Source organism: Flagellimonas allohymeniacidonis (assembly GCF_004296335.1).
Classification (GTDB): domain Bacteria; phylum Bacteroidota; class Bacteroidia; order Flavobacteriales; family Flavobacteriaceae; genus Flagellimonas; species Flagellimonas allohymeniacidonis.
The window spans coordinates 13,882-39,990 of the sequence record NZ_SGIU01000002.1 but is presented as its reverse complement, the minus strand read 5'-3'; the positions used below and the strand labels follow the sequence as shown (position 1 = coordinate 39,990).

General features: G+C 42.5%; 21 protein-coding genes, 5 tRNA genes and 1 pseudogene. 26 read left to right on the top strand and 1 reads right to left on the bottom strand.

The window, feature by feature from the left end; translation table 11 throughout:
• Window positions 1–61: 61 nt before the first annotated feature.
• From EW142_RS08425 to EW142_RS08305, 25 genes are all read left to right on the top strand, one after another.
• Window positions 62–373, top strand: a complete 312-nt coding sequence (locus EW142_RS08425; protein ID WP_130615628.1) for a rhodanese-like domain-containing protein — start codon at window positions 62–64, stop codon at window positions 371–373.
• An 89-nt stretch (window positions 374–462) separates the two neighbouring features.
• Window positions 463–1,746: a DUF2851 family protein gene (locus tag EW142_RS08420; protein WP_130612630.1), complete on the top strand. Its 1,284-nt coding sequence runs from the start codon at window positions 463–465 to the stop codon at window positions 1,744–1,746.
• 2 nt (window positions 1,747–1,748) lie between these two features.
• Window positions 1,749–1,976, top strand: a complete 228-nt coding sequence (locus EW142_RS08415; RefSeq protein ID WP_130612627.1) for a PspC domain-containing protein — start codon at window positions 1,749–1,751, stop codon at window positions 1,974–1,976.
• Between the two features lie 2 nt (window positions 1,977–1,978).
• On the top strand, window positions 1,979–2,986 hold the full coding sequence (locus EW142_RS08410; RefSeq protein WP_130612624.1) for a potassium channel family protein: 1,008 nt from the start codon (window positions 1,979–1,981) through the stop codon (window positions 2,984–2,986).
• Window positions 2,987–3,072: 86 nt separating this feature from the next.
• Window positions 3,073–4,716 carry an alanine/glycine:cation symporter family protein gene (locus EW142_RS08405; RefSeq protein WP_130612621.1) on the top strand — a complete coding sequence of 548 codons (1,644 nt, stop codon included), beginning with the start codon at window positions 3,073–3,075 and terminating at the stop codon, window positions 4,714–4,716.
• Between the two features lie 10 nt (window positions 4,717–4,726).
• Entirely contained in the window at window positions 4,727–5,611 is an 885-nt protein-coding gene (locus EW142_RS08400; protein WP_130612619.1) for a ComEA family DNA-binding protein, read from the top strand.
• Between the two features lie 9 nt (window positions 5,612–5,620).
• The gene (locus EW142_RS08395; RefSeq protein ID WP_130612616.1) at window positions 5,621–6,793 is read left to right on the top strand and encodes an acyl-CoA dehydrogenase family protein; all 1,173 of its coding nucleotides are present in this window, start codon (window positions 5,621–5,623) and stop codon (window positions 6,791–6,793) included.
• Between the two features lie 81 nt (window positions 6,794–6,874).
• A complete protein-coding gene (gene rpsU, locus EW142_RS08390; RefSeq protein ID WP_130612613.1) occupies window positions 6,875–7,069 on the top strand; it encodes a 30S ribosomal protein S21 in 195 nt (64 codons plus the stop codon).
• A 96-nt stretch (window positions 7,070–7,165) separates the two neighbouring features.
• Entirely contained in the window at window positions 7,166–8,056 is an 891-nt protein-coding gene (locus EW142_RS08385; RefSeq protein WP_130612610.1) for a tyrosine-type recombinase/integrase, read from the top strand.
• A gap of 57 nt (window positions 8,057–8,113) precedes the next feature.
• On the top strand, window positions 8,114–8,416 hold the full coding sequence (hpf, locus tag EW142_RS08380) for a ribosome hibernation-promoting factor, HPF/YfiA family (protein WP_130612607.1): 303 nt from the start codon (window positions 8,114–8,116) through the stop codon (window positions 8,414–8,416).
• 102 nt (window positions 8,417–8,518) lie between these two features.
• Window positions 8,519–8,592: transfer RNA gene (locus EW142_RS08375), tRNA-Thr, on the top strand.
• Window positions 8,593–8,613: 21 nt separating this feature from the next.
• Window positions 8,614–8,696, top strand: a tRNA-Tyr gene (locus EW142_RS08370).
• A gap of 84 nt (window positions 8,697–8,780) precedes the next feature.
• Window positions 8,781–8,853: transfer RNA gene (locus EW142_RS08365), tRNA-Gly, on the top strand.
• 91 nt (window positions 8,854–8,944) lie between these two features.
• Window positions 8,945–9,016: transfer RNA gene (locus EW142_RS08360), tRNA-Thr, on the top strand.
• 49 nt (window positions 9,017–9,065) lie between these two features.
• Complete coding sequence (tuf, locus tag EW142_RS08355; RefSeq protein ID WP_130612604.1) at window positions 9,066–10,253, top strand: elongation factor Tu; 1,188 nt, start codon at window positions 9,066–9,068, stop codon at window positions 10,251–10,253.
• Window positions 10,254–10,326: 73 nt separating this feature from the next.
• A tRNA-Trp gene (locus EW142_RS08350) sits at window positions 10,327–10,399 on the top strand.
• Between the two features lie 23 nt (window positions 10,400–10,422).
• A complete protein-coding gene (gene secE, locus EW142_RS08345; RefSeq protein WP_130612601.1) occupies window positions 10,423–10,611 on the top strand; it encodes a preprotein translocase subunit SecE in 189 nt (62 codons plus the stop codon).
• A gap of 6 nt (window positions 10,612–10,617) precedes the next feature.
• Window positions 10,618–11,169 carry a transcription termination/antitermination protein NusG gene (nusG, locus tag EW142_RS08340; RefSeq protein ID WP_097047424.1) on the top strand — a complete coding sequence of 184 codons (552 nt, stop codon included), beginning with the start codon at window positions 10,618–10,620 and terminating at the stop codon, window positions 11,167–11,169.
• Window positions 11,170–11,238: 69 nt separating this feature from the next.
• Window positions 11,239–11,676 carry a 50S ribosomal protein L11 gene (gene rplK, locus EW142_RS08335; protein WP_130612597.1) on the top strand — a complete coding sequence of 146 codons (438 nt, stop codon included), beginning with the start codon at window positions 11,239–11,241 and terminating at the stop codon, window positions 11,674–11,676.
• Window positions 11,677–11,694: 18 nt separating this feature from the next.
• Window positions 11,695–12,384: a 50S ribosomal protein L1 gene (gene rplA / locus EW142_RS08330; RefSeq protein ID WP_130612595.1), complete on the top strand. Its 690-nt coding sequence runs from the start codon at window positions 11,695–11,697 to the stop codon at window positions 12,382–12,384.
• 26 nt (window positions 12,385–12,410) lie between these two features.
• Entirely contained in the window at window positions 12,411–12,926 is a 516-nt protein-coding gene (gene rplJ, locus EW142_RS08325) for a 50S ribosomal protein L10 (RefSeq protein WP_130612592.1), read from the top strand.
• Between the two features lie 53 nt (window positions 12,927–12,979).
• Entirely contained in the window at window positions 12,980–13,363 is a 384-nt protein-coding gene (gene rplL, locus EW142_RS08320) for a 50S ribosomal protein L7/L12 (protein WP_130612590.1), read from the top strand.
• A gap of 126 nt (window positions 13,364–13,489) precedes the next feature.
• Window positions 13,490–17,299, top strand: coding sequence for a DNA-directed RNA polymerase subunit beta (gene rpoB, locus EW142_RS08315; RefSeq protein WP_130612587.1), 3,810 nt, complete (start codon window positions 13,490–13,492; stop codon window positions 17,297–17,299).
• Window positions 17,300–17,343: 44 nt separating this feature from the next.
• Window positions 17,344–21,642 (top strand): DNA-directed RNA polymerase subunit beta', encoded by a 4,299-nt coding sequence (gene rpoC / locus EW142_RS08310; protein WP_130612584.1) that lies wholly within the window; start codon window positions 17,344–17,346, stop codon window positions 21,640–21,642.
• Window positions 21,643–21,693: 51 nt separating this feature from the next.
• The gene (locus tag EW142_RS08305; RefSeq protein ID WP_130612581.1) at window positions 21,694–22,005 is read left to right on the top strand and encodes a DUF3467 domain-containing protein; all 312 of its coding nucleotides are present in this window, start codon (window positions 21,694–21,696) and stop codon (window positions 22,003–22,005) included.
• Between the two features lie 57 nt (window positions 22,006–22,062).
• On the opposite strand, the gene EW142_RS08300 is transcribed toward EW142_RS08305, so the two are convergent.
• Window positions 22,063–23,652 carry a peptide chain release factor 3 gene (locus EW142_RS08300; protein ID WP_130612578.1) on the bottom strand — a complete coding sequence of 530 codons (1,590 nt, stop codon included), beginning with the start codon at window positions 23,650–23,652 and terminating at the stop codon, window positions 22,063–22,065.
• A 389-nt stretch (window positions 23,653–24,041) separates the two neighbouring features.
• Between EW142_RS08300 and EW142_RS16710 the strand changes: the two are divergent.
• Window positions 24,042–26,109, top strand: a pseudogene (locus tag EW142_RS16710) (gliding motility-associated C-terminal domain-containing protein); the annotation flags it as partial.

Genomic DNA, 26,109 nt, shown 5'->3' with positions numbered 1-26,109 from the left:
GCGATTTAAATCCGGGGTAATGCTCCGGATTTTTATTTTTGCACAACTTAAATTGTTAAAGATGTCAGATTTATCACAAGAAGAATGGATTGAGCAATTGGCCCAAGATGACAATGCTTTTGTTTTAGACGTCCGAACCTCAGAAGAAGTTGAGGAAGGCTATATTCCCGGCGCGACCAATATTGATATTTATTTGGGGCAAGAGTTTTTGGACGAGATTGAAAAATTGGACAAATCCAAAAATTATTATGTGTACTGCCGCTCAGGGAACCGAAGCGGTCAAGCCTGTGCCATTATGAACAGTGTGGGCATAGCCAATGCCTATAATCTTGAAGGTGGCTTTATGAACTGGGAAGGCGAAGTAGCTGAATAATTTATCGATACATGATTTCTTGATGAAATAACCCCAAATCGACCATCTACTGAAAATCATGGGCATTTACTATAAAAATGACCCAAATCATGCGCGAAGACCTACTTCATTTCATTTGGCAGTATAAGCTCGCCAACACTACACTATTGTCCTCACAGAATGAGGAGGTACATGTCAGACTTACTGGAACAGCAAATTTTGGTGAGGGGCCTGACTTTTTTAACGCACAATTGGAAGTTGATGGCCAGCTTTGGGCCGGAAACGTTGAGATTCACATAAAAGCTTCCGACTGGTATGCACACCATCATGAAACCGATACAAATTATGACAATGTAATCCTTCATGTGGTTTGGGACGATGACATTCCAGTTTTTAGAAAGGACAAATCACAGATTCCGACAGTGGAGCTCAAGCACATCATTCCTCCAAAACTTTTGTCCGCTTATCAAAAACTTATGGACAATTCCGTGTCCAGCTTCATAAATTGTGAGAGGGAACTGGCCGATGTGGATACGTTGATTTGGACGAGTTGGTCAGAACGACTTTACATTGAACGTTTGGAACAAAAATCAGTTTTGATCACCAAGCTTTTGGAAAATTCCAAGAATGATTGGGAGGCCGTTTTATTCCAAATGCTCTGCAAGAGCTTTGGAACAAAAGTAAATGGGCCATTTTTTTTGGAAAGGGCCCAAGAATTGGATTTTTCCGTAGTACGAAAAACAGCGGTTAAAAAGCACGTACTGGAGAGTCTTCTATTTGGGCACTTTGGTCTTTTGGACGTTCGGGATTGCCAGGATCTTTATTTTCTGAATCTAGGAAGAGAATACAGTTATCTGAAACAAAAATTCTCTTTGAATCAGTCAATAACAAAGCCTGCTTTTTATGGTATTAGGCCCGTAAACTTCCCGACGATTCGTATTTCCCAGTTATCCGGTCTTTATCACAAACACCGAAGCCTTTTCCAAACCTTGGTCGAGATTACTGCGAAAGAAACGTTTTATGACATCTTTCAAGTTTTTGCTTCTTCGTATTGGGACAATCATTTTACCTTTGGTAAGGTATCCCGAAAGAGTAAAAAGAAGGTTTCGGTGAATTTTATTGATCTATTGCTGATCAATATAGTGGTCCCCTTAAAATTTTGCTATGCTAAACATTTGGGGCAGGACTGGAATGAAGAGTTAATTCAACTGCTAAGGTCCATACGACCTGAAACCAATGCTGTCGTCACAGGTTTTGACCGAATTGGCATGAAATCCCAAGACGCTATGGAAAGTCAATCCAAATTACAGCTACATCAACACTATTGTAGCAAAAACAGATGTTTACAATGTGCGGTAGGGACCCATTTATTGAATAGAAATACATATTTTTAAGCATGTCTTGGTTTTACGATATTCTGTATTACTTCCAGAAAAGAGGGTTTGAAGTTTGCCGGCGAATAGCAGAACGCTTGGGCATACGTGCCAGGGTGGTGCGTACTACATTTATTTATTTGACTTTTGCTACTTTAGGCTTCGGATTTGCCCTGTATCTTTTCATGGCATTTTGGCTAAGAATAAAAGATTTGGTGTATACCAAGAGAACCTCTGTTTTTGACCTTTAAATATGATCAAACTCTTTCGTTCAAAAATAGTATTGGCAATAGGCTTAATGATATTGGTGCTGCTATTTGGGGTTATTGGCTATAGGATTATCTCAGGTTTTTCATGGATAGAGGCCATTTACATGACCATCATAACGGTTACCACCGTGGGATTTGCCGAAGTAAAACCCTTGGATGCCGACGCCAAAATTTTTACCGTATTTTTAATCGTTACCAGTGTTTTCATATTCGGATATGCCATTTCGGTGATTACCGAATATTTGTTGGGCAGGAATTCACTTCAAATTTTAAAGAAGAAAAAAGTGAAAAAGATAATCGATAGTTTATCCGACCATGTCGTGGTCTGTGGATTTGGTAGGAATGGTCAACAGGCCGCCGAAAGATTAAAAGCTTACAATAAACCTTTTGTGGTCGTTGAAAGAGATAAAGATGTTATCGAACGCCATGAAAAAGAAGCACTCTTTATAGAAGGAGATGCCAATGAAGATGAGGTACTTCTGGAGGCGGGCATTGATAGAGCCCAATATCTTATTGCCGCCTTACCCGATGATGCGGCTAACCTTTTTATCGTGCTTTCGGCTCGTCAACTTAACAAAAAACTATTCATAATCAGCAGGGCATCCCATGTGACTTCCTTAAAAAAACTGCAATTTGCCGGTGCCAATAAGGTAATAATGCCCGATAAAATAGGCGGTGATCACATGGCCTCCTTAGTGGTTATGCCAGATCTGATAACTTTCATGGATCAACTCTCTATCGAAGGGGAGCACACCACCAACCTTGAAGAGATTGAAATTGAAGATTTTACTAGCCAGGTGGACTGTCATTCTCTTCGGGATTTGGATCTTCGGAGAAAAACAGGATGCACTATTATAGGGTACATAGATCCAACGGGAAATTACATCATAAATCCAGAAGCTGATTTGACCTTGGAACCCAAAGGAAAGGTCATTGTTCTCGGTCGGCCGGAACAAATAAAAAAACTCAACCAAATGTTCAAGATCGGGTAGTTTAACATATCGATAATTTGATTGCGTTGAATTTTTTTAGGATATTGCCCACTTTACATCAAATTAACATACCAAACATCCAAATTATGAAGCATAGACTTCTAGTTATAATTTCAACCTTACTTCCTGTTTTATCTTTTGCTCAAGATGCCGAAGCCGACCTAAGTTGGGGACAGCGTATTGACCGTGCTTTTCAACCGGTCGCAGATACATGGGAATCCATTGTTTTGTATCCGATTCCAATTGCAGGATTCAACATACCCATCGTATTGATCCTTCTTGTTTTGGGAGCTACTTTTTTCACCATTTACTTTGGTTTCCCAGGGATTAAAAGATTCCCATTGGCCATAAATACGGTAAGAGGGAAGTATGATGAGCTGGAAGGGTCGGAAGGCCATGGAGTAGAAAAGGCCGAAGTGAACATTGTTGAAGGAGATCTCCCCGATACCATCAGGGATGAAAGTCAAGAAGGCGAGGTAAGTCATTTCCAAGCCTTGGCCACAGCGGTTTCCGGTACAGTGGGACTAGGAAATATTGCAGGAGTGGCAGTGGCTATCGCCTTGGGAGGACCAGGTGCCACATTTTGGATGATTGTCTGTGGAATTATTGGCATGTCAACAAAATTTGTTGAGTGCACCTTAGGTGTAAAGTATCGCGATGTAGATGAAAATGGAACCGTATATGGTGGTCCAATGTACTATCTGTCAAGAGGGCTAAAAGAAAAAGGGTTTGTCAAATTAGGTAAGGTCTTGGCTGTGATATTTGCCATCTTATGTGTTGGAGCTTCTTTCGGAGGCGGTAACGCCTTTCAATCAAATCAAGCTGCCTCACAGCTTTCGTCTTTGGTAGGATTAGACTTTGCAACCTCAGGATTTTGGATAGGAATTGTTTTGGCGGTGGTTGTCGGTATTGTAATCATCGGGGGAATAAAGAGAATAGCAAGTGTGACCGAAAAGGTGGTTCCGTTTATGGCGGGAATTTATGTTCTGGCATCCTTGATCATCATTTTCGCTAACTACGAATACATAGGTACGGCCTTTGGTCTTATTATTGGAGGAGCGTTTACTCCAATGGCAGGCCTTGGAGGCTTGGTTGGGGTATTGATCGTTGGATTTCAAAGAGCCGCATTTTCCAATGAGGCTGGGGCCGGTTCGGCTGCCATAGCGCACTCTGCTGTGAAAACCAAATATCCGGCAAGTGAGGGCGTAGTTGCACTTTTGGAACCCTTTATTGACACCGTACTGATTTGTACAATGACTGCCTTGGTGATTATTTTCTTTAATATGGACGGTTCTAGCGTACAAGGAATTTTTGACTATGGAAATTCTGCAAATAGCTCGGTTCTAGTTAACGAAACTGGAGAATATATCGGAGGCGTTGACCTTACCTCAATGGCGTTTGACTCGGTAATACCTCATTTCTCGTACGTACTTACCGTTGCCATTATTTTGTTCGCTTTCTCCACTATGATTTCTTGGTCCTACTATGGCCTACAATCATGGAAATACCTATTTGGAAGAACAAAATGGGCCGATTTATCATATAAGGTGTTGTTTTTGTTATTTGTTATTATCGGAGCGTCCACCACGCTGAACGCCGTAATCAAGTTTTCTGATGCCATGATTTTGGCCTTGGTCTTCCCCAACATGGTGGGACTCTTGTTGTTGTTCCCGAAAGTGAAGGAGGAATTGGCCAAATATCTCGATGGAATTAAATCCTTGGGGAAATAAAATTCCAATTTTGAAAAAATTGAAATCCCACTTCAAGTTCAATAGACAAGAACGAAGTGGGATTTTCTTTTTGTTATTGCTGATAATTTTCCTCCAAGGGGTCTACTTTTTTGTTTTATCAAATGGAGATTCAAACGAAAATCTGGCTTTTCTTGATGTTGACCATCAACAACGCATTGATAGCTTGAAAACTACCCTGATTACTAAGGAATCTACACGAACGTTTACTTTCAATCCAAATTTCATTAGTGATTATAAAGGATATGTTCTTGGGATGTCCCCTGCCGAAATAGACCGATTGATGGCTTTTCGGAAAAAGGGAAATTTTGTGAACTCACCCCAAGAGTTTCAAGAAGTGACCCGGATATCGGACTCTTTGCTTCAAGTGATGGCACCAAATTTCAAATTTCCAGATTGGAAGAAAACTTCTCGAAAAACAGATACAAACAACAGCTATTCAAGAAAGTATCAGAACGAAAAGACGGTTGTAATAAAAGATTTAAATAATGCCACTGCCGAAGAGTTGAGGCAAATTAGCGGTATTGGAGAGAAATTATCCGGTAGAATTATAAAATTCCGAGATAGGCTTGGGGGCTTTCTAGTGAACGATCAATTACACGATGTTTATGGATTGGATGCTGAGGTAGTGGAGAGAGCCCTGCTTAGGTTCCAAGTGTTGAAGCCGCCAAAAATCGAAAAAATTGAGATAAACAAGGCTTCAGTCGCGGAGTTGGCCCAGTTGGTTTATATTGATAGGTCAACGGCCGATAAAATTGTACACTACAGAATGGAAAATGGACCGATAAGGTCCTTAAACGAATTGGTTGAAGTGTTTAACGTTTCTAAAGAAAAGATTGACAGGATTGGATTATATTTGTCATTCGAAGAAGAATAGAATAAAATTATGGGGGATACCTATTTTAATGAAGAGCATCGACTGTTCCGAGAAAGTCTAAGGGATTTTTTGCAGAAGGAAGTGGTGCCACATGTAGATGATTGGGAGCAAACCGGGGTCATTGACCGTTCCATCTGGAATAAATTCGGTGAAATGGGATATTTTGGTTTGGCCTACCCGGAAGCTTATGGGGGGCTGGAGTTGGACTTTTTCTATACCGTCATCCTTTTGGAAGAACTTCAAAAAGTAAATTCTGGAGGATTTGCCGCAGCAATATGGGCACATGTCTATTTGGCCATGACGCATCTGAACGCAGAAGGGGACGAACGTCTAAAAAATGAATATTTGGCTCCCAGTATTGCGGGAGATAAAATAGGTTGCCTTTGCATAACGGAGCCCTTTGGAGGTTCCGATGTTTCGGGCATGCGGACTACTGCGGTAAAAATGGAAGATCATTATCTAATCAATGGTTCCAAAACCTTTATCACCAATGGTTTCTACAGTGACTATTTGATTATTGCCGCCAAGACCGAACCAGATCTACGAAATAAGGGCATTAGTATATTCTTGATCGATAGGGATACGCCTGGGGTTTCGGCAACCAAGTTGGACAAATTGGGCTGGCGGGCTTCAGACACGGCGGAAATCGCATTCGACAATGTAAAGATTCCTTTGCAAAATTTGATGGGAGAAGAAAATCAGGGCTTCTCTTATATCATGCAACATTTTGATTTGGAGCGTTTGATTATGGGAATCAATGCCCACTCTAGGGCCGAACATGCCTTGGAATATACTTTGGAGTATATGAAAGAACGTACAGCTTTTGGTAAATCACTGGATAACTTCCAAGCGCTTCGCCACAAAATGGTGGAGCTTAACTCAGAAATGGAAGTATGCAAAAGCTACAATTATATGGTGGCCCAAAGATTAAATGAAGGTGAGTACGCAGTAAAGGAGGCTACCATTTCCAAATTGATGTCCACCAAAATGGCGGATAAGGTAATTGATGGCTGTTTGCAAATGTTGGGAGGCTATGGCTATATGGAAGAGTATCCCTTGGCCAGGCTATACCGTGACAGTCGCTTGGGACGCATCGGTGGTGGAACTTCTGAAATCTTAAAGGAGATTCTTGCAAAGCTTATGGTGGACAAGAAAGTTTTTGCCAAAGTGCCCCAGAATTAATTTGAACAGTTAACTGTTTTATATTTCGAATATAGTACTATCTTTGCCATCCAAAATATAAAAGAAAGGAGGTTGTAGCCCATGTTAATAATACCAGTAAAAGAAGGAGAAAACATCGATAGAGCCCTTAAGCGCTTCAAGCGAAAGTTTGATAAAACGGGTACCATGCGTCAACTAAGAACTAGACAGCAGTATACCAAACCTTCTGTAAAGCGAAGAGCTGAGGTACAAAAAGCTCAGTACATTCAAGGTCTAAGGGACCAGGAAGAGATTTAAGGGTTACCTCTTAAAATATATAGACATCCTTTGCAATACTCTATTGCAAAGGATGTTTTCTTTTAGACCTTTCCGTCATTTTGATATCTTTGGTTTATGTGGGTTAAAGCTTTCGTTGACTATCTTGAACTGGAAAAGAACTATTCGAGGCACACCATTGAGGCTTATAAGAAGGATATTGATGCATTTTCAAAATTTTGCTCAGAAGAATTTGACGAGAAAGATATCGATGACGTTTCTTATCCGCAAATAAGGTCATGGGTTGTAAAACTGTCCAATGATAAAATATCCAATAGAAGCATCAATCGAAAGGTTTCTTCCTTAAAGGCCTACTATAGATTTCTTCAAAAAACAGAGGTAATCGTTACTTCACCCTTACTCAAACACAAGGCTCTTAAGACAAGTAAAAAAATTGAGGTACCTTTTTCTGAAGAAGAAATGACAAAAGTTTTGCAGCAAATCCCATTTGCGGATAATTTTGAAGGGGTTCGCGACAAGCTGATGATTGAGCTGTTGTACACGACTGGGGTACGTCGTGCTGAACTGGTAAACCTCAAGGTAAACGACATTGATTACGCCAACAATAATCTAAAGGTTTTGGGCAAAAGAAACAAAGAGCGTATTCTTCCCCTGCTCCCAAGCGCATTTTCAATTTTAAAAGCCTACATGGAGCGCAGGTCTAAGCTTGAAAATGCGATTGATTCAAAGTATCTCTTTTTAACTTCGTCGGGCCTTAAAATATATGAAACGCTTGTTTATCGTACTATAAATAAGTACCTTAGTTTGGTGTCCCCTAAGGTAAAAAAGAGCCCTCATATACTGAGGCACACCTTTGCAACGCATTTGCTGAACAGGGGAGCCGACTTAAATGCTGTGAAAGAGTTATTGGGTCATGCCAGCCTGGCATCCACTCAAGTGTATACACATAATAGTATAGCCGAACTGAAAAATGTACACTTGAAGGCCCATCCAAGGAGCAAGAAATAAGATTCTTGTACTGTTTAACCCGTCTGCCTTCTGGTAGCCTAAAAAAAACAACATTTTATGAAAGTAAATGCACAATCTGTAAATTTTGTGGCTGACGCTAAACTTATTGATTTCATTCAAAGAAGAATGGACAAACTAGATCTTTTTTACGATAAGGTCATAGGTTCTGATGTTTACTTGAAAGTTGAAAACACAAGTGCCAAAGAGAACAAGATTGTGGAAATAAAGTTATTGGTGCCTCGGGATAAAATCATTGTAAAAAAACAATGTAAATCTTTTGAAGAAGCCATTGATTCAGCGTGTAATTCTTTGGAGCGCCAACTAGTTAAAAAGAAAGAGAAACAAAGGGCTAAGGCGTGATCAAAATTTTTTTAAATTTATTTTGATTAAAGAAATAAATCAATACATTTGCAGTCCGTTAGAAATAACGGGCTTTTTTTGTGTTAAAAAAGGCTGCAAAATGCCGGTATAGCTCAGCTGGCTAGAGCAGCTGATTTGTAATCAGCAGGTCGTGGGTTCGAGTCCCTCTACCGGCTCTAAGATACTGAAAATAAGGCGGGGAGATACTCAAGCGGCCAACGAGGACAGACTGTAAATCTGTTGGTTTTCACCTTCGCAGGTTCGAATCCTGCTCTCCCCACTTACGTCTGTTCATGGTAACAGCTGAAAAGGGAAGTTTTTTGAAATATTGAAGTAAATGTTGGGTATAAAAACCCAAAAAAATGCGGGAGTAGCTCAGTTGGTAGAGCGTCAGCCTTCCAAGCTGAATGTCGCCGGTTCGAACCCGGTCTCCCGCTCAAAGACTTGAAGAAAGGTTTCAAGTTGCTGAGGTTGAAAGTTTAATAGTCTAGACTTGAAACTTAAACTCTAAACCTGAAGATCCATTAAGCCGGTGTAGCTCAGGGGTAGAGCGTTTCCTTGGTAAGGAAGAGGTCACGGGTTCAAATCCCGTCATTGGCTCGAAAAACGATTTGTACACTAATATAAACTAAGATTAAAATTTTTTAAAATGGCAAAGGAAACTTTTGATCGTTCCAAACCACACCTAAATATCGGTACTATTGGACACGTAGATCATGGTAAAACTACATTGACAGCTGCGATTACCACTGTATTGGCCAACGCTGGTCTTTCTGAGCTTAGAAGCTTTGACTCTATTGACAACGCTCCTGAGGAAAAAGAACGTGGTATCACCATTAACACGTCTCACGTAGAGTACCAAACTGAGAACAGACACTATGCTCACGTTGACTGTCCTGGTCACGCGGATTATGTGAAGAACATGGTTACGGGTGCTGCCCAGATGGACGGTGCAATTTTGGTTGTAGCTGCGACCGATGGTCCTATGCCACAAACCAGAGAGCACATCCTTTTAGGACGTCAGGTAGGTATTCCACGTATCGTTGTCTTCTTGAACAAAGTAGATATGGTTGATGACGATGAACTTTTGGAATTGGTTGAAATGGAAGTAAGGGAATTGCTTTCTTTCTACGAGTACGATGGTGACAACGGTCCTGTTATCGCTGGTTCTGCACTTGGTGCATTGAACGGTGAGCAAAAATGGGTTGACACTGTTATGGAATTGATGAATGCTGTTGATGAGTGGATTGAACTTCCAAAAAGAGATGTCGACAAGGATTTCTTGATGCCCGTTGAAGACGTGTTCACAATTACTGGTCGTGGTACGGTTGCTACCGGTCGTATTGAAACAGGAGTTGCCAACACTGGTGATGCCGTTGATATTATCGGTATGGGTGCTGAGAAATTAGCTTCTACAATTACAGGGGTAGAAATGTTCCGTAAGATTTTGGATAGAGGTGAAGCTGGAGACAACGTAGGTATTCTTTTGAGAGGTATTGAAAAGTCTGACATAAAAAGAGGTATGGTAATCTGTAAGCCAGGTTCTGTTAAGCCTCACGCCAAATTCAAAGCTGAGGTTTATATCCTTAAGAAAGAAGAAGGTGGTCGTCACACTCCGTTCCACAACAACTATCGTCCTCAGTTCTATGTTAGAACTACTGACGTTACCGGAAATATCAACCTTCCTGATGGAGTTGAAATGGTAATGCCTGGCGATAACTTGACAATTACAGTTGACTTGATTCAGCCAATCGCGTTGAGCGAAGGTCTACGTTTCGCTATCCGTGAAGGTGGCAGAACTGTAGGTGCAGGTCAGGTTACTGAAATTCTAGATTAATTAGATTATACAATAAGGTATTGCACTAAAGGGTGTCCGTCTAAATGACGGATACCTTTCAGTGTAAATATAAACGGGTGTAGCTCAGTTGGTAGAGCACTGGTCTCCAAAACCAGGTGTCGGGAGTTCGAGTCTCTCCTCCCGTGCTAAGGAATATAAGTAGAAGAATATGTTGACTTACGTAAAGGAATCTTTCGAGGAATTAAAAAACAATGTAACCTGGTTGAACCGGGAAAAGGCTTCAAACCTTATGGTTGTTGTTGCTGTTTTCTCCATCTTGTTTGCCTTGGCTACTTGGGGAGTGGATTCCTTGTTCAGTAAGTTGATCACATTGTATTTTGAACAAGTTTTAGGGTAATTGGCTATGTCGGAGGTTCTGGAGAAAAAATGGTATGTGGTTAGGGCTGTAAGCGGCCAAGAGAACAAAATCAAGGGCTACATTGAAAGTGAAGTGGAGCGCAATGGCTTCGGAGATTACCTTGAAGAGGTTTTGGTTCCCACCGAAAAAGTGGTTCAGATAAGAAATGGAAAGAAAATCAATAAAGAGCGGGTTTACTTTCCAGGCTATATTATGATCAAAGCCAATTTGGGTGGTGAAATGATACATATTATTAGATCCATTACCAATGTTATAGGATTTTTAGGGGAAACCAAAGGAGGAGACCCTGTTCCTTTAAGGAAATCAGAGGTAAACCGAATGCTCGGGAAAGTGGATGAACTGGCTGTCAACACTGATAATGTTGCTATTCCATTTGTTCTTGGAGAAACGGTGAAAGTGATTGATGGACCCTTTAATGGTTTCAATGGAACCGTTGAAAAAATCAACGAAGAAAAACGCAAGCTTGAGGTAATGGTGAAGATTTTCGGAAGAAAGACCCCATTGGAACTCAGTTACATGCAAGTGGAAAAAGTTTAATAATAGAGCTGTTACATATATAAAGTTGTGTTGCTTCCAATTGACACGCTTTCATTTTAATTAAAAACAATGGCAAAAGAAGTAGATAAGGTAGTTAAACTACAAGTTAGGGGAGGTGCTGCGAATCCATCGCCACCGGTTGGACCCGCCTTAGGTGCTGCTGGTGTTAACATTATGGAGTTCTGCAAGCAATTTAATGCAAGAACCCAGGACAAACCGGGTAAAGTTCTACCCGTGGTTATCACCGTTTACAAAGACAAATCGTTTGAGTTTGTTGTAAAAACACCACCCGCGGCAGTTCAATTGATGGAAGCAGCTAAGATTAAAAAAGGATCTGGCGAACCTAACAGGGTAAAATCAGGTAATGTTACCTGGGATCAAGTAAAGGCAATCGCCGAAGACAAAATGGCCGATTTAAATGCTTTTACCGTGGAATCTGCAATGAACATGGTTGCAGGAACCGCAAGATCCATGGGTCTCAAAGTATCTGGTAAAAGACCTTTTTAAAATCGAAAAGACTTTATAATGGCAAGATTGACAAAAAAGCAAAAAGAGGCCCATTCCAAAATAGACAGGAACAAGCTCTATTCCCTAGATGAGGCATCCGCTTTAATTAAAGAAATTACCAACGTAAAATTTGACGCTTCCATTGACCTTGCGGTTCGTTTGGGCGTAGACCCGCGAAAAGCGAACCAAATGGTTCGCGGGGTGGTTACCTTACCGCATGGTACAGGTAAAGAAGTAAAGGTTTTAGCATTGGTGACCCCAGACAAGGAGGCAGAGGCCAAAGCGGCCGGTGCCGATTTTGTAGGGTTGGATGAATATTTGGATAAAATCAAAGGCGGTTGGACCGATGTTGATGTGATCATCACCATGCCAAGCGTAATGGGTAAACTAGGTCCCTTAGGTAGAATCTTGGGTCCAAGAGGTTTGATGCCCAATCCGAAAACCGGTACCGTAACTATGGATGTGGCCAAGGCCGTGACCGATGTTAAAGGTGGTAAAATTGATTTTAAGGTAGACAAAACAGGAATTGTACACGCCGCAATAGGAAAATCTTCGTTCTCTGCAGAGAAAATTGCAGGAAATGCCAAGGAGTTGATTGACACTTTGGTAAAATTGAAGCCTGCTGCAGCAAAAGGGGTATATATGAAGAGCATTTACCTCTCCAGTACAATGAGCCCAAGTGTACCTCTAGATCCTAAAGCAGTTTAATTAACTGGTAGTTCAATATTTTAACTATGACAAGAGAAGAAAAAGCAACAGTAATAGAAGATTTGACTGCACAGTTGGCTGAAAACACCAATATTTATTTGGCTGATATTTCAGGATTGGACGCAATGACCACTTCAAATTTGAGAAGAGCTTGCTTCAAGGCCAATATTAAACTTGCGGTTGTAAAAAATACCTTGCTTGAAAAAGCAATGGAAGCTTCCGATAAGGAGTTCGGCGAACTTTCCACAGTACTTAAAGGGAATACCTCCCTTATGTTGTCTGAAACGGGAAATGCTCCGGCAAAACTTATCAAAAACTTTAGAAAAAAATCAGATAGACCTCTTCTTAAAGGCGCTTTCATCGAGGAAGCTGTCTATATAGGAGACGAAAACTTAGATGCTTTGGTTAGCATTAAATCTAAGGAAGAGGTTATTGGGGATATCATTGGATTGCTTCAATCCCCTGCCAAGAATGTTATTTCTGGACTTAAGTCTGGAGGGGGCAAGTTGGCCGGTATCCTGAAGACCCTATCTGAAAAATAATTCGCGCACAATAACTAAGTATATTTTTAAAAATTTGATTAAACGATAGAAAAATGGCAGATTTAAAAGATTTTGCAGAACAGTTGGTTAACCTAACCGTAAAAGAGGTAAATGAGTTGGCTGACATCCTAAAAGAAGAGTACGGTATTGAGCCTGCTGCCGCTGCGGTTGCAGTCGCTGCTGGAGGTGGTGCCGCTGGTGGTGGAGAAGAAGCCGCTGAAGAAAAATCAGAATTCGATGTAATCCTTACAGCCGCCGGTGGTTCTAAATTGGCAGTGGTTAAATTGGTTAAGGAGTTGACCGGATTAGGATTGAAAGATGCTAAAGAAATTGTTGATAGTGCTCCTAAAGCTGTTAAAGAAGGAGTTGCTAAAGACGAAGCAGAAGGTATTAAGAAATCTTTGGAAGAAGCAGGAGCAGAAGTTGAGCTTAAATAATCGCTTTTACCATACAAATTGGGTTAAGGTCTTTCCATAAAAATGGTTAGACCTTAGCCTATTTATGAAGGAGTGTATAAAGCCGTACACAAACCGTAATTAATCACGATCAAAATTTGTCCATTGATGTTCACAAATCATACTGAAAGAGTAAATTTCGCATCCGCTAAGAACATACCGGACTATCCGGATTTCTTGGACATTCAGATTAAGTCATTTCAAGACTTTTTCCAACTTGAAACAAAATCTGACGAAAGAGGAAATGAAGGTCTGTACAACACCTTCATGGAGAACTTTCCAATTACCGATACCAGAAACCAGTTCGTACTTGAGTTTTTGGATTACTTCATTGACCCCCCAAGATATTCCATTCAAGAATGTATTGAGAGAGGTTTGACCTACAGCGTTCCTTTGAAGGCGCGTTTGAAATTATACTGTACCGATCCTGAACACGAAGATTTTGAGACTATTGTACAGGATGTATACTTGGGTACTATTCCGTACATGACCCCTAGTGGTACGTTTGTTATTAATGGAGCGGAACGTGTAGTGGTTTCACAATTGCACCGTTCTCCTGGGGTTTTCTTCGGACAATCCTTCCATGCTAACGGCACCAAATTATATTCAGCCAGGGTAATTCCTTTTAAGGGATCATGGATTGAATTTGCTACGGATATCAATGCCGTAATGTACGCTTACATTGATAGAAAGAAAAAGTTGCCCGTGACCACGCTTTTCCGAGCCATTGGTTTTGAACGGGATAAGGATATATTGGAAATTTTTGACCTTTCTGAAGAAGTCAAGGTTTCCAAAGCAGGACTTAAGAAGGTCTTGGGCCGAAAATTGGCCGCGAGGGTATTGAACACTTGGCACGAGGATTTTGTTGATGAAGATACGGGAGAAGTGGTTTCCATTGAGCGAAATGAAATCATCCTTGATCGTGATACCGTTCTTGAAAAAGAACACATTGATGAAATTTTGGATGCTGACGTAAAAACCATTCTTCTCCACAAGGAGAACAATGCCCAGTCAGACTATGCCATTATTCACAATACATTGCAAAAAGACCCTACCAACTCTGAAAAAGAAGCGGTAGAGCACATTTATAGACAATTACGTAATGCCGAGCCGCCCGATGAGGAAACTGCACGTGGTATCATCGATAAGCTGTTCTTCTCCGACCAACGTTACAATTTGGGAGAAGTTGGGCGTTACCGAATGAACAAAAAGTTGGGATTGGATATCGGAATGGACAAGCAGGTCTTGACCAAAGAAGATATCATTACCATTATCAAATATTTGATTGAGTTGATCAACTCCAAAGCTGAGATTGATGATATCGATCACTTGTCCAACCGTCGTGTGAGAACTGTGGGTGAGCAATTGTCACAACAGTTTGGTGTGGGATTGGCTCGTATGGCACGTACCATTCGTGAACGAATGAACGTTCGTGATAACGAGGTGTTTACTCCGATTGATTTGATCAACGCGAAGACGCTTTCTTCCGTAATCAACTCTTTCTTCGGAACCAATCAGCTGTCACAGTTCATGGATCAGACCAATCCTTTGGCAGAGATAACCCACAAAAGAAGGTTGTCTGCCCTTGGACCAGGAGGTCTTTCCAGGGAAAGAGCAGGTTTCGAGGTTCGTGACGTTCACTATACGCACTACGGAAGATTATGTCCTATTGAGACCCCTGAAGGTCCGAACATTGGTTTGATTTCATCCCTATCCGTGTTTGCCAAGGTGAACCCCATGGGGTTCTTGGAAACACCATACCGTAAAGTGGCTGATGGAAAAGTGGACACCAAGGAATTTATCTATTTAAGTGCTGAAGAAGAGGAAGGAATGAAAATTGCCCAAGCAAACATTCCAACAGCAAAAGATGGTAAGATTGATTCAGACAAGGTCATCGCACGAGAGGAAGGTGACTTCCCGGTAGTAGATCCAAGCGAGGTAAACTACACGGATGTTGCTCCAAATCAAATCGCTTCCATTTCTGCTTCCTTGATTCCATTCTTGGAGCATGATGATGCGAACCGTGCTTTGATGGGATCCAACATGATGCGTCAGGCCGTGCCATTGTTGCGTCCTGAATCACCTATCGTGGGAACCGGTCTTGAAAGACAGGTCGCCACCGATTCAAGGGTATTGATCAATGCAGAGGGAGACGGAGTTGTGGAATATGTTGATGCACAGAAAATCACCATCAAGTACTCCAGAACAGAGGAAGAAAGATTGGTAAGCTTCGAAGAAGATTCCAAGACCTATGAATTGGTGAAGTTTAGAAAGACCAATCAAGGTACATCCATCAACCTAAAACCCATTGTTCGCAAAGGGGATAAGGTGAAGAGAGGACAAGTACTTTGTGAAGGGTATGCAACCCAAAGTGGTGAATTGGCCCTTGGTCGAAACATGAAGGTGGCCTTTATGCCTTGGAAGGGATACAACTTTGAGGATGCCATCGTGATTTCAGAAAAGGTGGTTCGTGAAGATATCTTTACTTCCATCCATATTGATGAATATGCTCTTGAAGTTCGAGATACCAAGTTGGGTGCCGAGGAATTGACCAACGATATTCCAAACGTATCCGAAGAAGCAACCAAGGATTTGGATGAATACGGTATGATCCGTATCGGTGCTGAAGTAAAACCTGGAGATATTCTTATTGGTAAGATTACCCCGAAAGGAGAATCAGACCCAACTCCAGAAGAGAAATTACTTCGAGCCATCTTTGGTGATAAGGCCGGTGATGTGAAGGATGCATCTTTAAAAGCCTCTCCATCATTGAGGGGAGTTGTTATCGACAAAAAATTGTTCTCACGTTCCATCAAGGATAAGCGCAAGCGTTCTGAGGATAAGGAGGCAATCTCTCGATTGGAGATGGACTACGAAGTGAAGTTCCAGCAGTTGAAAGACGTTTTGGTTGAAAAACTTTTCGGACTGGTAGGTGGAAAAACTTCTCAAGGCGTTATGAACGACTTGGGTGAGGAAGTCCTTCCAAAAGGAAAGAAATATACGGTCAAGATGTTGAACGCAGTGGATGATTTTGCTCACTTGATTAGCGGAAGTTGGACCACTGATGATAAGACCAATGCATTGGTTGCCGATTTATTGCACAACTACAAGATCAAGTTGAACGATATTCAAGGTAACCTGAGAAGGGACAAGTTTACCATCTCTGTCGGAGATGAACTTCCAGCAGGTATCATGAAATTGGCCAAGGTTTATATCGCCAAAAAACGTAAGCTTAAAGTAGGGGATAAAATGGCAGGTCGCCACGGTAACAAAGGTATCGTGGCACGAATTGTTCGTCAAGAAGATATGCCTTTCTTGGAAGACGGAACACCAGTGGATATTGTTTTAAACCCATTGGGTGTACCATCAAGGATGAACATTGGTCAGATTTACGAAACCGTTTTGGGTTGGGCCGGTCAGAAATTGGGCAGAAAATTTGGAACCCCAATTTTCGACGGAGCAACGTTGGATCAAATCAATGAATTTACCAATGAAGCCGAAGTTCCTTTGTTTGGGCACACTTACCTATATGATGGTGGAACAGGTCAAAGATTTGATCAGGCCGCTACCGTAGGGGTCATTTACATGTTGAAATTAGGTCACATGGTTGATGACAAGATGCACGCTAGATCAATTGGTCCTTACTCATTGATCACACAGCAACCTTTGGGTGGTAAAGCCCAGTTTGGTGGTCAGCGATTTGGTGAGATGGAAGTTTGGGCACTTGAGGCCTATGGAGCTTCCTCTACCTTGCGTGAAATTTTGACCGTGAAGTCAGATGACGTAATCGGACGTGCCAAGACCTATGAGTCCATTGTAAAAGGTGAGACGATGCCGGAACCTGGATTGCCAGAATCTTTCAACGTATTGATGCATGAGCTTAAGGGCTTGGGCTTGGATATCCGTTTGGAAGAATAGAATACTATATAAAGCATTTTTAATTATATCATCTCCATATTGTTATGGCTAGAATAAAAGATAGTAATGTACCAAAAAGGTTTGATAAAATCTCAATCGGATTGGCTTCACCAGAGTCTATTTTGGCAGAGTCCCGAGGGGAAGTTTTAAAACCGGAAACCATTAACTACAGAACGCACAAACCTGAGCGCGATGGGTTGTTTTGCGAGCGTATTTTTGGTCCAGTCAAGGATTATGAATGCGCCTGTGGAAAATACAAGCGAATTCGCTACCGAGGTATTGTTTGTGACCGTTGTGGTGTTGAGGTGACTGAGAAAAAGGTACGAAGGGACCGAGTAGGGCATATCAACCTTGTAGTGCCAGTGGCGCACATTTGGTATTTCCGTTCTCTTCCCAACAAAATTGGATACCTCTTGGGATTGCCTTCCAAGAAGTTGGATATGATCATTTATTACGAAAGGTATGTGGTCATTCAACCAGGTATTGCAAAAGGACCTGAAGGAGAGGAAATCCAGAAAATGGATTTCTTGACAGAAGAGGAATACTTGAACATTCTGGAATCCATTCCTCAAGAAAACCAATATCTTGAAGATTCAGACCCAAACAAGTTCATCGCCAAAATGGGTGCTGAATGTTTGATTGATCTGTTATCCCGAATTGACTTGGAACAACTGTCTTATGAATTAAGACACAAGGCAAATACCGAAACTTCAAAGCAGAGAAAAACCGAAGCTCTGAAGCGACTTCAAGTGGTTGAGGCATTCCGTGAATCGCAGAATAACCGTGAAAACAACCCTGAATGGATGATTATGAAGGTGGTACCTGTTATTCCACCAGAATTGCGTCCATTGGTGCCATTGGATGGTGGTCGTTTTGCCACTTCCGATTTGAATGACCTATATCGTAGGGTTATTATTAGAAATAACCGTTTGAAGCGATTGATGGAAATCAAAGCACCTGAGGTGATTTTGAGGAACGAGAAAAGGATGCTTCAAGAAGCTGTGGATTCACTTTTCGATAATACAAGAAAAGCTTCCGCAGTAAAAACAGAATCCAACAGACCACTGAAATCCCTTTCCGATTCTTTGAAAGGAAAACAAGGTCGTTTTCGCCAAAACCTATTGGGAAAACGTGTGGATTACTCTGCACGTTCCGTAATCGTGGTTGGACCGGAAATGAAGTTGTACGAATGTGGTCTTCCAAAAGATATGGCAGCCGAACTTTACAAGCCTTTCATCATTCGTAAACTGATTGAAAGAGGTATTGTAAAGACTGTAAAGTCTGCCAAGAAGATTATAGACAAGAAGGAGCCTGTAGTGTGGGATATCCTTGAAAATGTCCTTAAGGGACATCCGGTATTGTTGAACCGGGCCCCCACATTACACCGTTTGGGTATCCAAGCGTTCCAGCCTAAACTGATTGAAGGTAAGGCGATTCGTTTGCACCCATTGGCATGTACTGCATTTAATGCGGATTTTGATGGGGATCAAATGGCAGTTCACTTACCATTGGGGCCAGAAGCTATTTTGGAAGCCCAATTGTTAATGTTGGCATCCCAAAACATTTTGAATCCGGCAAACGGTTCACCTATTACCGTTCCTTCGCAGGATATGGTATTGGGATTGTACTATATGACCAAAGAGCGAAAATCTACTCCTGAAGTTCCTGTTAAGGGAGAGGGGCTGACCTTTTATTCCGATGAGGAAGTGGTGATTGCCTTCAACGAGGGAAAAGTAGATTTGAATGCGGGAATCAAAGTTAGGGTCAAAGACTTTAATGATGAGGGCGAGTTGGTCAATCAAATTATTGAGACTACGGTAGGTCGTGTCTTGTTCAACAGTGTTGTGCCTGAGCAAGCAGGTTACATCAACTCCGTATTGAACAAAAAAGCGTTGCGGAACATCATTGGTGATATCCTTGCTGTAACCGACGTTCCTACGACTTCCGAGTTTTTGGATAAGATCAAGACCATGGGATATGAGTTCGCTTTCAAGGGCGGTCTATCCTTTAGTTTAGGGGATATTATTATACCAGCAGAGAAAGATGAAATGATTTCTGATGCGAATGGACAGGTTGATGGTATCATGATGAACTATAACATGGGACTTATCACCAACAATGAGCGATACAATCAGGTTATTGATGTTTGGACATCGACCAACGCCATGTTGACGGAATTGGCCATGAAGCGAATTCGCGAAGATCAACAAGGATTCAACTCCGTGTATATGATGTTGGATTCTGGCGCAAGGGGTTCCAAAGAGCAGATTCGTCAGTTGACCGGTATGCGTGGTTTGATGGCAAAGCCTAAAAAATCAACCGCCGGCGGTGGAGAGATCATCGAAAACCCAATTCTTTCCAACTTTAAGGAAGGATTGTCCATTTTGGAATACTTTATCTCAACTCACGGTGCACGTAAAGGACTTGCAGATACCGCTTTGAAAACTGCGGATGCTGGTTACTTGACACGTCGTTTGGTGGATGTATCCCAAGACGTTATCATCAACATTGAAGACTGTGGTACCCTAAGAGGTATCGAGGTTCAAGCGCTTAAGAAAAATGAAGAAGTTGTGGAAACCCTTGGAGAAAGAATTCTAGGAAGGGTATCCCTACATGAAGTATATAACCCTTTGACCGAGGAGTTGCTTCTTGAAGCTGGCCAGGAAATTTCAGAGGCGGATGTCAAGAGAGTTGAGGCTGCGCCGATTGAGAGAATCGAGGTGCGCTCAGCACTAACTTGTGAAGCACCTAAAGGAATCTGTGCCAAATGTTACGGAAGAAACTTGGCAACCAACAAAATGGTTCAACGAGGTGAAGCCGTTGGTGTGGTTGCAGCCCAATCCATTGGGGAACCTGGTACACAGTTGACACTTCGTACTTTCCACGTGGGGGGTATTGCCGGTAACATTTCTGAAGACAACAAATTGGAGGCAAAGTTTGACGGTGTTGCTGAGATTGAGGATTTGCGAACCGTTGTCGGTGAGAACAGCGAAGGAGAAAAAGCAAATATTGTAATCTCACGTACTTCTGAAATCAAGGTAGTTGATGCCAATACAGGTATTACCCTGAGTACCAATAACATTCCTTATGGTTCTCAATTGTTCGTTAAGAATGGAGCCAAAATCAAAAAAGGCGATGTTATTTGTCAATGGGATCCCTATAATGGTGTTATTGTTTCCGAATTTACCGGACAGATTGCTTACGAGAATATTGAGCAAGGGGTAACCTATCAAGTTGAAATTGACGAACAAACAGGTTTCCAAGAGAAGGTAATTTCCGAATCTAGAAATAAGAAGCTTATTCCAACCTTGTTGATCAAGGATGGTAAAGGGGAAACACTTCGTTCGTATAACCTACCTGTAGGTTCCCACCTGATGATTGACGATGGTGAGAAAATTAAGGAAGGAAAGATTCTTGTGAAGATTCCACGTAAATCTGCCAAAGCTGGGGATATTACAGGTGGTCTTCCAAGGGTGACCGAGTTGTTCGAGGCTCGTAACCCATCCAACCCTGCCGTGGTTTCTGAGATTGATGGGGTGGTTTCATTTGGTAAAATCAAAAGAGGTAACCGCGAGATAATTATCGAATCCAAGACAGGTGAAATCAAGAAGTACTTGGTGAAACTGTCCAACCAGATTTTGGTTCAGGAGAACGATTATGTTCGTGCGGGTATGCCGTTGTCAGATGGTTCCATCACTCCTGAGGATATCTTGGCTATCAAAGGCCCATCAGCTGTACAACAATACTTGGTGAACGAGGTACAGGAAGTATATCGTTTACAAGGTGTGAAAATCAATGACAAGCACTTCGAGGTTGTCGTACGTCAGATGATGCGTAAAGTACGAATTGAGGATTCTGGAGATACGACTTTCCTTGAAAATCAATTGGTACACAAGGATGACTTCATTCGAGAGAATGACGAAATCTTTGGTAAGAAGGTAATTGAGGATGCTGGGGAGTCTGAAAACTTGAAAGCCGGTCAAATTGTGACGGCCAGAGAGTTAAGGGATGAAAACTCCATTTTGCGTAGGGAAGATAAAACTTTGGTGACTGCAAGGGATGCTGTGGCTGCAACGGCTACACCTATCCTTCAAGGAATCACCAGAGCTTCGCTTCAAACGAAATCATTTATTTCAGCGGCATCGTTCCAAGAAACGACCAAAGTGTTGAATGAAGCTGCGGTGAGCGGTAAAGTAGATACCTTGGAAGGATTGAAGGAGAATGTTATCGTTGGACATAAAATTCCTGCCGGTACTGGTATGAGGGATTATGACAGCATCATCGTTGGCTCGAAAGAGGAATATGATGAGATCATGGCCCGAAAAGAGGAATTCAAATTCTAATACAAACCCTGGCCAAATGGTCAGGGTTTTCTTTTTAAAGTAAAATTAGATATGGCAGACAACAGTCAAAATCAAAAGCAGATAAACATAGAATTGGATGAAAAAACGGCTGAAGGAATCTATTCCAATTTAGCGATTATCAATCATTCCGTTTCCGAGTTTGTGGTCGATTTCATCAGCATGATGCCCGGGGCGCCCAAAGCCAAGGTAAAAAGCAGAATTGTTTTGACACCGCAACACGCAAAAAAATTCCTGAAGGCCTTAAATGACAATGTGGCGAGATTTGAGAAAGCACATGGTACTATCAAAGACTATGAGCAACCCCACATTCCGCTCAATTTTGGACCCACTGGAGAAGCCTAAAAAAAGCCCTGAAATTTATTTCAGGGCTTTTTTCTTTTCTAAACATATTGGAAAATCTTAAGCAAACTCCGAAGTAAAATGGAATTTAACCGATGGGTATTTCTGCTGCGTCATTTGCAATGAGAATTGGGAATCTGCCAAGAATACTAACTGTCCTTGTTTGTCTTTGGCCAAAAACTTCTGTTTCACCCGTTTGAATTCTTTGAATTCCTCGTTGTTCTCATCTTCAGCTTCCACCCAACACGCTTTGCGCACCGGAAAATTTTCATAGGTACACTTAGCTCCGTATTCATGTTCTAAACGATATTGGATAACTTCATACTGCAGAGCGCCAACGGTTCCGATGATTTTTCTGCCATTCAACTCCAAAGTAAAAAGCTGGGCAACCCCTTCATCCATTAATTGGTCAATACCCTTGTTCAACTGCTTGGCCTTCATCGGGTCGGCATTGTTGATATAACGGAAGTGCTCTGGCGAAAAACTTGGAATCCCTTTATAGTTCAATTTTTCCCCGTTGGTCAACGTATCCCCGATTTTGAAATTTCCGGTGTCATGCAATCCCACAATATCTCCTGGAAAGGAGACATCCACAATTTCTTTTTTCTCGGCAAAAAAAGCATTGGGACTTGAAAACTTCAGTTTTTTATCATGACGGACATGAAGGTAGGGAGTGTTGCGCTCAAAAGTTCCCGAAACTATTTTGATAAAGGCAAGGCGATCACGGTGTTTAGGGTCCATATTGGCATGGATTTTAAAAACGAAGCCTGAAAAATCCTTCTCTGATGCTTTCACCTCCCGTTCTTCTGCCCTTTTTGCTCTTGGTGCCGGAGCAATTTGTATGAAGCAATCCAAAAGCTCTCGTACCCCAAAATTATTCAATGCTGACCCGAAAAACACCGGTTGTTGTTCGCCTTTTAGATACGCTTCATTATCAAAAGGAGGGTAGACCCCATCAACAAGCTCAAGATTATCCCTTAACTCCTGTGCCGCTTCTTGGCCAACGATATTTTCAAGTTCGGGATTGTTAAGATCGTCAAAAGCGATGGTCTCTTCAATGTTCTTCTTGCTATTCCCACTAAACAAATTGATGTTTTTCTCAAAGATGTTGTAAATACCCTTGAAATCGTATCCCATGCCTATCGGAAAACTTAGGGGTGTCACGTTTAGTCCCAGTTTCTGTTCCACTTCATCCAGTAGGTCAAACGCATCTTTTCCCTCACGATCCAGTTTATTGATGAAAACGATCATGGGAATATTTCGCATTCGGCAAACCTCTACCAATTTTTCGGTTTGTTCCTCGACCCCTTTGGCAACATCAATAACTACAATAACGCTATCCACTGCGGTCAAGGTTCGAAAGGTATCCTCTGCAAAATCCTTGTGACCTGGCGTATCCAGGATGTTGATTTTCTTATCCTTGTAAATAAACGCCAAAACAGAGGTCGCTACGGAAATCCCCCGCTGGCGTTCAATTTCCATGAAATCACTGGTAGCTGATTTTTTGATTTTGTTGTTTTTTACAGCTCCGGCTTCCTGAATCGCACCACCGAACAACAATAATTTTTCTGTCAAAGTTGTCTTTCCAGCATCTGGGTGGGATATAATTCCAAATGTGCGTCTCCTTGCTATTTCCTTCTCGAAATCCATGGTCAAAATTTGCGCAAAAATAATGCAATTATCCGTAGGTACATCTGTATTGCGATCAATCCCATTTTGTTGATAAATAGCAGCGAAAAAACACGAAAAAAAATAAAATGTTAAGAAAAAGTGAAGTACTTTTCCCACCCGTATGTTCTCATGTTTTTAAGGGTGATAATCCGTTTGTCGGTTACATACGTATCTTTTATAATTGGTAAATAAGGATGTGTAAATGGTCATTTATCGATTAAAGTAGGATGAAACTCTCAAATACTTTAATTATGTATCCTGGCCAGAGAACATAGCAATTTTGCTGAGCCAATTAGATAAGAAGCCCCAATTTCTTATCCCATATCGACCTCAAGCCATGGTGATTAGTTGACCAAAACTATCATTATATGGAAAAAAATACTTTCTCCGCTCCTGGGAAATTGGGGTTGCGTAGCCTTTTTTTGGTATTGGGCCTGTTCATTTTCCTTTCAATAACTTCTTTTGAAACCGTTAAGGTTGCGGTCCCTTCAGAAACATTGACTTTTACAGATACGGATGGTGATGGAATTCCTAATAAGGACGACATTGACGATGATGGAGATGGAATAATTGATACGGTTGAGGATGCGAATGCTGATGGCGACAACAATCACTTGACCAATCCCTCGGACAAGGATGGCGACTCCATTCCCGATTATTTGGATGTGGATTCTGATAATGACGGAATCATTGACAATATCGAAGCTCAAACGACCTATGGGTACATTCCCCCAAGTGGAAAAGATAAAGATGGTAACGGACTGGATGATGCCTATGAAGAAACGCCAGGTAGCTGTGGGGGACTAATTCCCGTGGACACGGATCAAGACTCCATTCCAGATTATAAGGATATAGATTCAGATAATGATGGTATTCTTGATAATGTTGAGGCACAAACCACCACAGGATATATTCCACCTAGCGGAAAAGACACAGATTATAATGGTTTGGATGATGCCTATGAAGAAACTCCTGGAAGCTGTGGAGGATTACTCCCGATAGATACTGATAGTGATGGCCATAAGGACTTTCGTGATATCGATTCCGACAATGATGGGATATTGGATAACATTGAAGCCCAAGATCCAGATCACATTGTGCTACCCTGCGGAATAGATTCTGATCACAATGGCCTTGATGACCATTATGAATCATACCCCGGAGCAGGAGAGGGCATTCACCCAATAAATAGTGACTCAGATGACCTGCCAAATTTCAGGGATATTGATAGTGACAATGATGGTCTGCCTGATAATGTGGAAGGTCAACCCACGAGTGGGTACATTCCGCCAACAGGTAACGATGATGATAAGGATGGATTGGACAACGCTTATGAAGGAAGTGGAGACGAAGGTATAACCCCTGAAAATACAGATGGTTCGGATAACCCCGACTACCTTGACGACGACAGCGACAACGACCTGGTCGCGGACAACAACGAGGGGAACGACTTTGACTTCGACGGTGTGCCGGACCAGGCCTTCACGGGTGTGGACACGGACAACGACGGTCTTGACGACGGCTACGAGGGCAGCGATGTTGACGACGGCTACGACGTGAACGACGAGATCGACGACCCTGCGAACGACCTTCCGGACACCGATGGGACGGAGGACGTGAACTACCGTGACTTCGACGATGACGGTGACGGCATCGACACCCCGGACGAGGACGCTGACGAGGACGGCGACCCCACGGACGACGACACGGACGGCGACGGCACGCCCGATTACCTTGACCCGGACCAGGACCCCGGCGACGATACTGACGGCGACGGTGTACCGGACCTTGTTGACCTTGACGACGACAACGACGGGATACTGGACACGACCGAGGACCCGAACCTTGACGGCGACGGCGACCCGCTGACGGACCCCTTGGACAGCGATGGTGACGGGAGGCCCGACCACTTGGACATAGACAGCGACGACGATGGCATACCTGACAACGTGGAGGCACAGTCCACTGCGGGCTACATCCCCCCGAACGATGACGACGAGGCGACCTATGCCTCGAACGACGGTGTGAACAGCGCCTACCTTGGCGGTCTCACGCCCGAGAACACGGACGATGACGAGCTTCCGGACTACCTTGACGACGACAGCGACAACGACCTGGTCGCGGACAACAACGAGGGGAACGACTTTGACTTCGACGGTGTGCCGGACCAGGCCTTCACGGGTGTGGACACGGACAACGACGGTCTTGACGACGGCTACGAGGGCAGCGATGTTGACGACGGCTACGACGTGAACGACGAGATCGACGACCCTGCGAACGACCTTCCGGACACCGATGGGACGGAGGACGTGAACTACCGTGACTTCGACGATGACGGTGACGGCATCGACACCCCGGACGAGGACGCTGACGAGGACGGCGACCCCACGGACGACGACACGGACGGCGACGGCACGCCCGATTACCTTGACCCGA